The sequence below is a fragment of the Neobacillus cucumis genome (assembly GCF_016908975.1).
Classification (GTDB): Bacteria; Bacillota; Bacilli; order Bacillales; family Cytobacillaceae; genus Neobacillus; species Neobacillus cucumis.
On record NZ_JAFBEX010000048.1, the window covers coordinates 1 to 12,612 of the forward strand.

12 protein-coding genes are annotated in these 12,612 nt (G+C 35.4%); 2 read left to right on the forward strand and 10 right to left on the reverse strand.

Features of this window, described 5'->3' with window-relative positions; genetic code table 11:
• Window positions 1-243: 243 nt before the first annotated feature.
• From JOC76_RS29110 to JOC76_RS29140, 7 genes are all read right to left on the reverse strand, one after another.
• Window positions 244-1,665 carry a sugar porter family MFS transporter gene (locus JOC76_RS29110; RefSeq protein ID WP_239558125.1) on the reverse strand — a complete coding sequence of 474 codons (1,422 nt, stop codon included), beginning with the start codon at window positions 1,663-1,665 and terminating at the stop codon, window positions 244-246.
• Between the two features lie 141 nt (window positions 1,666-1,806).
• Window positions 1,807-2,973: a Gfo/Idh/MocA family protein gene (locus JOC76_RS29115; RefSeq protein ID WP_205182271.1), complete on the reverse strand. Its 1,167-nt coding sequence runs from the start codon at window positions 2,971-2,973 to the stop codon at window positions 1,807-1,809.
• Between the two features lie 28 nt (window positions 2,974-3,001).
• Window positions 3,002-3,922, reverse strand: a complete 921-nt coding sequence (locus JOC76_RS29120) for a sugar phosphate isomerase/epimerase family protein (RefSeq protein WP_205182272.1) — start codon at window positions 3,920-3,922, stop codon at window positions 3,002-3,004.
• 333 nt (window positions 3,923-4,255) lie between these two features.
• The gene (locus JOC76_RS29125; protein WP_205182273.1) at window positions 4,256-5,116 is read right to left on the reverse strand and encodes an AraC family transcriptional regulator; all 861 of its coding nucleotides are present in this window, start codon (window positions 5,114-5,116) and stop codon (window positions 4,256-4,258) included.
• A 634-nt stretch (window positions 5,117-5,750) separates the two neighbouring features.
• Window positions 5,751-6,122 carry a DUF4430 domain-containing protein gene (locus JOC76_RS29130; protein ID WP_205182274.1) on the reverse strand — a complete coding sequence of 124 codons (372 nt, stop codon included), beginning with the start codon at window positions 6,120-6,122 and terminating at the stop codon, window positions 5,751-5,753.
• A 366-nt stretch (window positions 6,123-6,488) separates the two neighbouring features.
• A complete protein-coding gene (locus tag JOC76_RS29135) occupies window positions 6,489-6,959 on the reverse strand; it encodes a hypothetical protein (RefSeq protein ID WP_205182275.1) in 471 nt (156 codons plus the stop codon).
• 594 nt (window positions 6,960-7,553) lie between these two features.
• The gene (locus JOC76_RS29140) at window positions 7,554-7,757 is read right to left on the reverse strand and encodes a hypothetical protein (protein WP_205182276.1); all 204 of its coding nucleotides are present in this window, start codon (window positions 7,755-7,757) and stop codon (window positions 7,554-7,556) included.
• A 248-nt stretch (window positions 7,758-8,005) separates the two neighbouring features.
• On the opposite strand from JOC76_RS29140, the gene JOC76_RS29145 reads away from it, so the two are divergent.
• Window positions 8,006-9,016 (forward strand): DUF3231 family protein, encoded by a 1,011-nt coding sequence (locus JOC76_RS29145; protein ID WP_205182277.1) that lies wholly within the window; start codon window positions 8,006-8,008, stop codon window positions 9,014-9,016.
• A gap of 891 nt (window positions 9,017-9,907) precedes the next feature.
• On the opposite strand, the gene JOC76_RS29150 is transcribed toward JOC76_RS29145, so the two are convergent.
• From JOC76_RS29150 to JOC76_RS30670, 3 genes are all read right to left on the reverse strand, one after another.
• The gene (locus JOC76_RS29150) at window positions 9,908-10,330 is read right to left on the reverse strand and encodes a hypothetical protein (RefSeq protein WP_205182278.1); all 423 of its coding nucleotides are present in this window, start codon (window positions 10,328-10,330) and stop codon (window positions 9,908-9,910) included.
• 641 nt (window positions 10,331-10,971) lie between these two features.
• Complete coding sequence (locus JOC76_RS29155; RefSeq protein ID WP_307784787.1) at window positions 10,972-11,322, reverse strand: recombinase family protein; 351 nt, start codon at window positions 11,320-11,322, stop codon at window positions 10,972-10,974.
• Between the two features lie 36 nt (window positions 11,323-11,358).
• Entirely contained in the window at window positions 11,359-11,487 is a 129-nt protein-coding gene (locus JOC76_RS30670) for a hypothetical protein (protein ID WP_275591434.1), read from the reverse strand.
• 253 nt (window positions 11,488-11,740) lie between these two features.
• On the opposite strand from JOC76_RS30670, the gene JOC76_RS29160 reads away from it, so the two are divergent.
• The gene (locus tag JOC76_RS29160) at window positions 11,741-11,974 is read left to right on the forward strand and encodes a hypothetical protein (protein ID WP_205182279.1); all 234 of its coding nucleotides are present in this window, start codon (window positions 11,741-11,743) and stop codon (window positions 11,972-11,974) included.
• Window positions 11,975-12,612: the final 638 nt, after the last annotated feature.

A 12,612-nucleotide genomic window follows, 5' to 3' on the forward strand; every position in this document is an offset into this window, starting at 1 on the left:
TTTAATAATTTTATTATAAAACAAAAAAGCAGTTGAAAGGTCGATAAAATCTACCTTTCAACTGCTTAAAATGTGGACTTTTTCAGTGGCCTCGCTAAAGCGCCTGTGGGGTCTCCCCAGCCCCATACTCCCGCAGGAGTCGAGCGCCTTCCGCTCCAATCAACATCGTTCCAAAATCAGCAATAACCTTTAACCTTTAACACAGCCTTATTATTTAATACATTTTTAGTTTTAAATTTTTTCTTACTGGGCCTCACTAAAAGATTTTTTCACATTACTTTTATCATACTTGGAACGGAACTGCTCCTCCAACTCTTCAAGTGTAAAGCCATTTGTTTCTGGCATAAATTTGTAGACGAAAGCAATTCCCAATAAGCCAATGACAACAAAAGCAAAGAATGTAGCGGATAAACCGATCGTACTTAAAAGAATAGGGAATGTAAAACCAATCACAAAGTTGACAGCCCATAAGAAAAATACACTGATACCATTACCAAGGCCTCTTAATCTTTGTGGGAATATTTCCGCAGCAACTAACCAGGTTACCGGTCCAATACAACCTTGCATAAAAGCCAGGAATAAAACTGTCAAAGAAAGTACAAGATACGGCAGTACAGGAGAACCTTTGAGTATCATTGAAAATATGGCAATCAATAAAAGTGAGGTGGTTGTACCAGACAAACCAATGATCAACATTGGACGGCGGTTCACCTTACCAATCATCCAAATACCGAATATGACAGCAAGAACGGAAATAAGTCCATTTGCAATGTTTGCAATTAATGCCGTCTTCGTTCCAAAACCAGCCTGCTCTAGAATTTGTGTACCATAATACATAATGGAATTAACCCCTGTAATTTGATTCACGACGGAAATTCCGATACTAATCAACAAAATACGGCGTAACCATGGTGTAGAAAAGTCTTTAATGGTTGCTTTTTCAAGATCTGCGTCTCTTTTTACGGCTTCTTCAATTTCCTTAAATTCTGCAATAGCACGTTTCTCGTCACGGATTTGTTTAAGGACACTTAGCGCCTCATCCTTTTTTCCTTTTGATGCCAACCATCTTGGGCTCTCAGGAACCTTGAGCATACCAATAAATAACATAAAGGCCGGAATGGCACAAATAAAGAGCATGTAGCGCCAAACATGTCCAGTATCCCCCATTGTTACACCAAGAATAGCGTTAAAAACATAAGCTAGTAATTGTCCGCCGGTTATCATAATTTCATTCTGGGCAACCATTCTTCCCCTATTTTCGGCAGGTGCCATCTCTGCGAGAAAAGACGGTACCATTGAAGATGCTCCCCCAACAGCAAGTCCAAGCAAGAATCTAAAGGTAACCATGACCGAAACATTGGGAGCAAATGTAGTTCCGAGTGTTGCTAGTAAAAATAACAATGATAGATTAAGGATCATTTTGCGTCGGCCATAACGGTCTTGCAGCTTTCCTCCCAACAAGGCACCAATTGCTGCACCAGCAAGAAGTGAACTGGTCACAAGCCCTTCTGTAGTGGGTGAAAGATTAAGCTGGTCACGTTTTGCCATAAAAGGTAAGGCGCCATTCACAACTCCCGTGTCATATCCAAAAAGAAGTCCCCCAAATGTTGCAGAAATCATAATCGTTCGTAAATTACGTTTAAAATTCCCTACTTGATTACCCATGCATTTTCCTCCCAAGGTTTTATTTTTTATTAATCCTTTCCCTTAAGCCTTTCATTCTATAAAAGCCACAGACTGATTAAAGCGTTTTCAATTATTTTTACACAATAAGGCCTTTAAAATCATCAAAGGCCTTTATTGATGTTATTGGTATTCAACCCACACAGCACCATTATCTGCAGAACGTACACAGTTCTCAACCCAACGAACACCTTCTACTCCTGCTTCGATTCCTGGATACCAAGATGCATCAAACGTTTCTCCGCGATCTGCTGCAACCATCGCTTTTGCAAAACGAGAATATAGATTTGACCATGCTTCAAATAATCCTTCTGGATGGCCTCCACCGATACGATCATCTGTAAGTGATTGTGGATAGAGATAATCCATACCACGATCTAAAGTCTGTGCCGGTTGCCCTTGAACTTCATATCTTAATTGATTAGGATGTTCATCCCACCATTCAATGCTAGCTTTTGAACCTATCACACGAATCGTTTGCCCATGCATGGAGCCAGCATTTACACAGGAAGACCAAACATACCCAACAGCACCATTATCATATTCCATAATGGTAAATGCATTGTCCTCAAGTGGCGCACGGCTCTTAACAAAACTCTGGCGGGAACACATCAATTTTTTGATTTTTAAGTTTGGCAGCATGACCTCGGATATGTATAATGGATGTGTCCCTACATCCCCCAAAACATAACTTGGACCTGCAACTTTTGGATCAACTCGCCATTTGGTGCTTTCACTATTTTCTTCTACAGCAGCAGAATGGAAACCATGTGCAAACTGCATTTTTACAATCCTGATTTCTCCCAAATCTCCATTTTCAATCATACTTCGTGCCTGATCAATCATCTGGTGGCCAGCATAACCATATGTAACGCCAACAACAAGATTTTTGGCTTTCGCCATTTCTTGTAATTCAAGTGCTTCTTCAGTGGTAAAACATAGAGGTTTCTCACACACAACATGAAGTCCAGCATTTAGAGCTGCTTTCGTGATTTCATAATGTGTTCCGTTTGGAGTAGCAACAGAAACCGCTTGAATCCCATCTTCACGCTTTGCTTCTTCTTCAAACATTGTTTTGTAGTCAGCATAACAACGTTCTGGATCAACATGTAAATTAACTCCAAAATCTTTCCCACGTTGTGGATTAATATCAAAGGCACCCGCAACCAATTTGAAATTATGATCACGTAACGCAGCTGAACGGTGTATATAGCCAATTTGACTTCCACGTCCACCACCTACCATTGCCCAGCGGATTGGCTGCTCAACGTTTTTTTCACCATTAATCATGTTTTCATTCTCCTTTTTTCAAAATCTATTAATATCCAACACTCAATAAATAATCCACACTTTGCTTTACATCACGTAAACTGGTATCAGCGTTCCTAGGGTCCCGTTCCTGTTCAATCGTGATATAACCATGGTAATTGATCTCTTTTAACAATGAATGCATAGCATTATAATCGATAATTCCCTGTCCAATTGGGCACATAACGCCTTTGGCGCAAGCATCAAAAAATCGAATATGTTCTCCCATAACTTGATCGTAAACATCCAGATCAATATCCTTAAAGTGGATATAATCCAGACGGTCCTTGTTGTCTTTAAGCCATTGAACCGGATCCATTTTAGAATAGTAAAGATGCCCTGTATCCAAGCAAAGTCCTGCTATTTCATAAGGAATATCTTCTAAAAGCTGCTTAATTTCGTCTTCAAATTCAATATAGCCGCCTGCGTGCGGATGGATAACTGCCCGCACACCAAACTTGCTGGCCCGTTCTGAAAGAGCTTGAATATGGCTTATCATCCTGTTCCAATCTTGTGCAGATAATCTTGGTGCCCGATCTGGATGACCGGCATTATAATCCCTTTCGTCATGCCCCCAGTCAATGATAACCAAATAAGGGGTTGAAAATTTCTGTCCTTCTTCTGTTGGTGAAGGAGGCAGTTTCGTTATCAAAGAACAAATATCGTCGACCTGCTGTAACAAATTTTCCAAATTACTTTCTGAAACCAAATCATCAAAAATCGTCCCCGCGATGATCGTCAAGTCATTTTTGGCGAGCTCGGCTTCTACTCTAACAATATCCATAGGAATATAGCCATATGGACCTAACTCAATACCTTTATAACCAGCTTGCGATGCCTCATGTAAAACCCTCTCCCATGGCGGCAGATAAGGGTTTTTTGGATCATCTACACCCCAGCAGCAAGGCGCTCCTGAAATTTTTATACTCAATTGAAACACCTCCAAAACTTATAAATTAATTATAAATCCAGTCTAAGTTAACCGCTTTCACTATCTTGTTTAATTTAAGCGGTTTATTCTAGATAAATAATAAAAAGTTTCACTATCTTGTTTTTTGTAGTTTTTGAGAGATTTTGAATGTTTTTATCGAGAGTTCTTCAAATTTCCCGAGAAATGTAGAATCCTGTTATTTAGCTGATAATATGGTAGGTTTTAAAATTGGAAGGTCACTATTACCGTTTAAAGAGGAGCAATAAGAGGAAAAAATAAAAAGCAATAGTGACTATTGCTTTTAGTTTTCCTATATTTGAATAGACTAAGTTTCTACTTCCCACTTTTAATCCATAACTGTCGGTATTTTTTGGGAGACATGCCGACTGTCTTAGAAAAGAGGGTCGTAAAGTAACTGGTATTATCGTAGCCAACTATACCAGCAATATTTGTAACACTTTCATTTGTATTAATAAGTAATGACTGTGCTTCGCCAATTCGACGACGAATAATATATTGAATAGGAGAAAATCCTGTCGATTCCTTGAAAACATGTGCCAAATAATAGGGGCTTATATGAAGTGATTCCGAAAGAGAATTCAATGAAATTTCCTCCAGATAATGTTCATCAATGTAAGATTTAATGCTGTTAGATAATAATGATTCTTCGGCTTTTGATAAGACATGGTTTTCCTGCGGGATTTGCAAGATATGCGTAAGAAGTGCACGCAGCAGATAACTGCACATTTCCTCTGCTCCAGCTTTTTCCTCAGAAATTTGTAAATACATCATTTCTAACAATGATTCAATCATTGAAGCATCCTCTCCACAGCGCAAAACGTATGAAGATTCTTTGGAAACCAAATGATTTTTTGGTAACCAAGGGAGCTTCACATTTGTCATACCTAAACAAAAAACGCTCATATTTGTATCCGGATTCCCATATTCATCGTGAAGAACACCTTCGTTATAGATTAAAATATCACCTTTAAGCGTTTTATATTGTCGTTCACCAATCAAATGACTGCCATTTCCTTCTTTGATAAAAATGATTTCTAATAAATCATTGTGCATATGCATCGTTCTAGGTAAGCTTGTGTGGGTCGGATCAACATTACAAATATAGAGCAATTTGGGGATTGAACCATTTCCGAATGTTGGATTAAAGTCTTTTTTTACAAAATACTGAGTCATGATTATTCCTCCTAAAACATTGCTGTAGCTTTCTTTATAAATGAGACTGTTAACCCAGTGTTTTAATTACCTTCTAACTAGACTTTAAACGATGAATCCCACAAATGACAACTTATTTTATTATTCTACACTTCACGCCCCAGCAACATGGAGCTCCGAAATCTTAATACTCATTTGAACCCCTCCGGACTTAACATCTGCATTTTCTCGCTCTGACTTCTAAAGAAAATACCTTTTTATAGTGGGCTTCCTCATTTTTCGCAAAGTCGCCAACTTATCCCGCCGCCGTGATTCACACTTATTGCATTAGGGTCTATTTCTTCGCCTATGGACCTCTCGGTTTTCCACATCTCCTTCAGACAGCACCTCACGGCAACTGCCCTAGATTAGGCTTCCCGAGCTAGGGCAGTCTTCTCGGGGATGGACTTTCACCATCTGGAATTCTAATTCTTCTCTTTCAACCAGTCGTTTCATCGAGATGACGTCTCTGTCCTGAAAAAGAAAAAGAAGGGCAGTGGATTATTCACGCCCTATGCGACTGCCCGTCGCACAAAAAGCTGCCAAGATTGGCAGCTGGCTCTTCAACTCTTATTTCAGAGGCGAATTATATAACCTCCGTGATGAACATTTCTTTTTATTTCATTATTTCTTGTTTATCGTAATCCCTTAACGCCCACGTTAAAATATCATTTGCGTAAAGTCCTACATCGTCTGGTGAAATTTCAATAAATTTACCATCAATAAATGCAGCCCAATGGATGTTTTCTGTAGGTTTTTCAACCAATCCATTGATTCCTGTTATCATACCGTTTGTTTCCGCCACATCAAAGTTGTTTTTGGTTATGTCGTAAATAGTGTCTCCCTCTTCAAATGTTATATTTTTCTTTACTATAACATTATTGTTTTGATCCATAACCTGAATAATGCCATTTACTTCAACTGCATATGCTGGATTTGCAAGCCATAAAGCAAACAAAAAGGGGAATGCAAAAGCAAGTTTGTACATATATATCCTCCTCGATTTTTCTTATTTTTTCCTAATGTCGTTTAATTATGAGTGTTGCTTTCATATAAAAACACCTAACAAGTTATTAGGTGTAATTTCAAATATAAATAGAATTAACTATAACAAATTGGGTTAATGGCACAAGTTTATCGCTAAAATTTAATCTAAGTTTTAAGCAATCGCTACCCTAGTTTAAGCACATTGCTTCACAATCTTAACTACATTAAATGATAACATTTATTAATCATTCATAAACATTTGATTCTTCGATATACCCCTTCAGTTCAGAAGGACTGCTGACCTTTACCTAAGATTGTGACCAATCTCAGTTTAAGCCAGAAACATTTCGCACAACAAGCGCACCCTTTAATTGAATAATCTCTTTTTATTTTCACAAATGTATTGAAATCCATATAAGAGAAAAGCCTTGTAAAAGAAGTATAGGAAAAATTGAAATGCATTAAGTCGAACTAATTTAAATAATTTTATCTTTGCAAATAAACTTTTAGCTAAAAATGTAAAAAACACATGAAAAATGGCACTTATCATAATAAACTTTTTAAAACTCCCGTATGTCCATTTTAATGTCCATAAAGCCACCGCCAACATAGGACCTATTAAAAAAGGAAATTCATTATGAAAAAAGGAATGTGGTTTATTATAAAAATACCACCATCTACGTTTCTTTCCAATCGGAACATCAATACAATTTATTAAAAACACAAAGATAAAGGCTGGAAAAAATCTCTTTATACTTCGCTTTTCCAAAAAAGAAACTGTAATCCAAGAGAGTAATACCATTGCAATATTAAACAACCACTTATTTTTCATTGACATATTAATACCCCATTATTTAAAAGGAATCATTTAACTTATTATATCTCCTTCATATTTAACTATCCTCCCTGTTAGTTAAATAAGGAAAAAAAGAGCGACTTCTCAGCCACTCTTAATTAACCATTTTTTGATTTTTGTTTATTCTGTTTATAAATATAATCGATCCTATTCATCGTCCTATATCCTAAAATACCAAGGATGATTGTATATATCGTTGTTAAAATTAAGCCAAGTATAGCAATCCAAAATAACGACGTTATCTTCCCTTTTTTGTTAAGCACACTACTAACCTCCACCAATTAATTGTTATTATCTTACACTTCTTAAATGAGATTATTACAAGGTCTTTTAACCGAATGATTTGTTAGCTTATAATAATAACTAATAGGTGAATTTAGTTTTTATTTGGTGTAAATTACTAATGAGGACGATATTTTTTGTAGTTATAATAAAATAGGTCGGGGGATTGATGGTCTCGGCTTTTTCTTTTCTTAGTTAGCTATGGACAAGTGTTAGATGGTTCTTAACTATCCTGCCAGGTAGCCCAATTAAAAAGAAGCAGCCTAAAGCTACTTTTTATCCAATATTTTCACGTCATTTCTGTCTATTTCTTTGTAATTCGCTTTGTTTCCATATGTATTTTTTCATATTCTTCTTAAGATCTTCAGTCATTGATTTTCCGTTTTTTTCAACTGCTTCCAGAAAGTTATCTCTAACTTCCTTTACCTTATATCCGCCAAATATAGTAAACGCAATAAAATCAAAGAATAGACGTTGCTCCTCTATAATAACCCGCATCCAGCGGTTAACAGGATTTTGTGACCAATATGCTTTCGCATTTCTTTTTATATAAGCGATCTATTTCCCATTTATTTCAAAAATTACTTTTCTTATTTAATTTTGATAACAAACTATCCTTTTTCAAGTAGCCTCCCCTAAGTGGTTCAAGAAAAAAATGACCGCCGTAGTTATTACCGTACTATCGAATAAATTTTCTATTTATTGTCAAGTATATAATAGCCAATAATGTACGGAGGTAATGCAAATTGATTTTAACAAATCCTATTAGTGCACCGGAGATAGGAACACTTTGGACTACATACATTGAAAAAAACCTTATTATGAGAATGTTGGAATACTTTATTGAGAAAGCAGATGACCAAGAAGCTAAGAATATTATGGGCGGTTTATGGCAAGAGTTAAACTTTTATGTTTTGCAAATGGAAGAAATTTTTAAGAAGCAAGGAATGGCAACACCTATTGGATTTAGAAAAGAAGATGTTAATCTACAAGCCCCAAAGTTATACGACAATGGATTTGATGTTATGTTTCTGCGTATTTTAAAAGAAGTAAGTATGGGCATGTACACAATTAATATGAATATGTCCTATAACGATAAGGTAATGCACATTTATGAGGGGCTTACTTCTGTTACCCAAAAAGTTTATAAGCTGGCAACTCTTTATTTGCTTGAAAAAGGGATTCTATCCCTTCCACCAAAAGTGACAATGCCAATAACAAATGAGTTTATTGAAAGTAAAAACTATTTAAGTGGGTTAAATCCATTTAATCAAAAAAGACCTTTGAATGATATTGAACTTGGTATTCTTCATCATGGGGTTGAAACAAATAATATTGGACTGCAGTTAATTACTGGTTTTGCCCAATGTGCACAACACAAAGATGTTAAACAATACTTTGTAAAAGGAATGGAACTTTGTAGGAAACAAATTAAAATCTTTTCAGAAATTCTTTTAGAAAGTCATGTTCAGTTTTCTGCAACTTCAGGAAGTACGGTAACTCCTTCAACAGTAGCACCGTTCTCTGATAAACTCATGATGCATTGCGTTTACTTTCTTAATGGATTTAGTATTGTGGGAAATAGTTTTGGAACATTTTTTAGTTTAAGAAATGATATATCAATGAAAGCAACATTAATTGCGAAAGATATTTATTTGTATGGAAGAGAAGGAATTGAAATTAAGATTAAGCATGGTTGGTTTGAAGAACCGCCACAAATGGAAGACCGTTCTGGAATAATTAAAGGCAATCAATAGGACATAATAAGCATGGTGTTACTTTTAACACTAAATTTCAATGTGGGGGATATATTATGAATACTTCACTTAAAAGCTTATTATCAACTTTGCTTAGTCTGTTAATTAAAGTTTTCTTCTTAATTGATAAGTTTAACGCCAAGTTAAAATCTGCATCATTAAGAATACCAACTTTGGTTTAAGCATTAGTATTTTATATGTATCTTTATGTCCACATTGTTTTAAAAAGGGCGAGTACATTATCTGTACTTGTTCTTTTTAATGTCGAAAGTACAGTATTTCACAAACTTTCTTATGGAATAATAAAAAAGCAACCATCATTAAGAGGATTGCGAACGAAGCAACTATTGCAGGGGAATGCAACAACAATAACAAACTATAACAGTGTATAGTCAAAACACATAATTGGTGGCTTAATCGGTCACTCTTTTTTATTTGTTTCTTTTTCCATTAAAAAATCCGTTTAAGTACAAACTTTCACCATATGTTCGTATTGTTCATTACATTGTTCCAGAATACTTTCAAAATAGCCTAAAACTGAAACACTTCCTTAATCTTTTTATTATGTGATTTTAATTTAATGGAAATAATTCCATAACATTTAATAGCTATCCTTAATTAGTATTGAATCAATTAAAAAGGGAGTACCAAGCATGAAACTTAAAGCTATTATCTGTTTTTTTCTAAAAATGCATAAATTTAGTTTTAATTCAGGTGAGTGTGTTAGATGTGGTAAGATACGAGCACGAATAAGATGATCGATTATGCTTAAAACAATAGTTAGGGAACTCCCTGACTATTGCTTCAAGAACATAATATATGTCAAAAGCGAAAAAATAAGAGCTGCCACGCAAATCTATCTTCAGCTAACGCACTCGTTAGTGAAAATGTTTAAATTTCTTCTTGATATATTTCTGATTTTATCGGCTTTAATTCCAAAGGCGTTTTAAACTCCTTAAGGGTTACTATATGATTTAAAAAATCATCTATATCATTATAATCCATTGACCATTCCGATGTTTCAAAATTTCTTAATTCATCTGTTGGTTTAAATAAAAATTCACAGTGAAGTTGTTCCATATGAGAATACTCTTCTTCTTCATAAACAGTAAACTGACGTACAAAATCAAAATGAAATAGTTCCTCTCCAGTAAAATCATAAACACCACATTGAAATAGAATTTCTTTATCTTCTTCTCCCTCAACTGGTTCTTTACAAAAATCCTTAAATATTTCCCAAACTTTTTTTATATCATTGCCATCTTCAGCAATCTTTTCCTTGAGGTAACTTTTAGCATTTTTAACGGTAATCATTACAACACCTCCGTTAATATTATGTAATTATTCTTATTACACTAAACTGCCCATTTTGTTTAAGTGAAAATATTCACCATTACCTTACAACATCGGTAAGAATATAAAAAGAAAAACTCTAATTAATACAGGATTTTAATCAAACTTTATTTTAAAGCTACAGCATTAAAACAATAAAAGCCTACTCATTAACGAGTGGGCCTATTTTCGTTATCTTTATCCAATTTTACATTTACGCGCCTTAGAGGATTCGAACCGCTGACCTCCAGCCTACATAGCAGGTGCTCTCCCAGCTGAGCTAAGGCCCCAAGGCCCCATAGTGTTAATATCCAGTTCGACTGGTCGGGAAGACAGGATTATGCTGTTTATGTTCATGCTCTGGTCCATTCTTGTCAGCTGCAACTGTTCTTCCCAAATGCTTTCCCATTCTTTAAACCTTTCCAAATATGGTCCATTATAATACCGGCTCCTTTTCTTCCTGTTCCTTCAAAGCGCTATACAAGGAAGATCTTGAGACGGAAGTCATTCCCGTGATTTCTTTAACCGTGTATTTGTTCAATTTATAAAGCTCAATGGCGTGTTTAAGACCCGCGTGTTTCTTGAGGTATTTCTTCGGTCTTCCTTCATAAACACCTTTACTTTTAGCGATCTCGATTCCATTCCGCTGTTTCTCTTTTTGAAATGGTCCTTTCCATTTCAGCAATGCCAGCCATGATTGTTAAAAAGAATGTTCCTGTTGGCGTCCTGGTATCTATGTTCATATCAAGAATCACAAGATTAATATTCCTAGCTTCAAAATCCAAAACCAATTCTATTAGTTGTCTGGAGCTTCTTCCTAATCGGTCCAGCCGGATTACTACAATCGTGTCTTTAGATTCCAACTTGTCTAATAGCTTGTCTAATTCTGGTCTTTGTTTGGCAACGCCAGAAATTTTTTCATGTACAATTTCATCGACTCCGAATTTGGAAAGGGCTGCAAACTGAGTGTCCAAATTCCTTATTTCTTATTTAGATTTATAGTTATCACCTTAATAATCAATATTCATATCTGTAACCATACTTTTAAGTTCATGGGCCACACTAACCACCCCTACAATAGCCCCTATGGTAAGCCCTACACACAATAATGTTATAACTCTTCTCTTCAGCTTCTTCATTGCCGTTTCCTTTCTTTTATGTAATCTCTTATACTACAAAGTTGTATCCTATCCGCTTAAGTTTTGGAACAACCTTTTTGGGACACTCTAAAATATTAATCTTGCGTCCTCTTAAATTATCAGACAATTCGTTTCACAGGGTAGACTTTTGGGAACAGTAGAAAAAAAATATTTTTACCTCCTTCTTGTATTCCATCATTTTTGATAGAAAAATAATACAGTACATATTTTAGAACATTTAGGGGGAAATCAATTGGCGAAAAAAGTTGAATTAGAAAAAGTGACAATTAAGTTTTTTGATGCTGAATTTGACAAACAAGCTTGGGTATCAGGATGTTTGTTTGAACGACTTTATAGATCAAAGCTACAAAATTTAGATCTCAAAAATGAACTTGAAAAACTTAAAGAGAACTTGATGATATTAAAAGAAAAAAAACTGATTAAGTTGCATATTGTGAGAGCAAACGTCAAAAAGCCCGGTATCTAGGAATAGGAAAACCGGGCTTTTTGCTAGGGTTTACAACTATGTCATTCGTTAGAGATTGGTAGATCTAGGACCGTAATAAATATAACATTTCTTGTTTACAGTTTAGTTAGTGGATAGGGACAATTTGGTAACATTTCCATTACTTTTAAGGAAACACTCAGCTGATATGTAAAATGTTTGTCTAGATTTCTTTTGAGATTCCATTTTTGTTAAAATTAATGTTGTTTGTCCAAGACTAATTACCAAAACAAAAAGTGCAAAACCTAATTGAATAAATTTAGTTGTTCTAGCGTTACTCTAAATTTTATGTGATTGTACTTGAGAAACAGTAACAGCAGTTATCTTTGAACGAGACTAACTAATACAAAAGGTATATTAGTGTTGATGTTCTTCACCAGTCCATTTTTGTTTTAATAAAGCAACCCGTTAGCCATCCATGAATCGCAAAAAAACAGCTCTTCACCACAAAGAATGAAAATGTATTGAATCCGTCCATACTTGTTCTAAGGCTGGAGAGGAAGGTCGATGAACTATGGTGCCATAGAGCCCATCCGTTAGTCTGACTCCAACGACCACGGTGCATCACAAACTGTCGCTCCCTTACGGGAAGCACTCATGGTAGATTAATCCTAATTCTG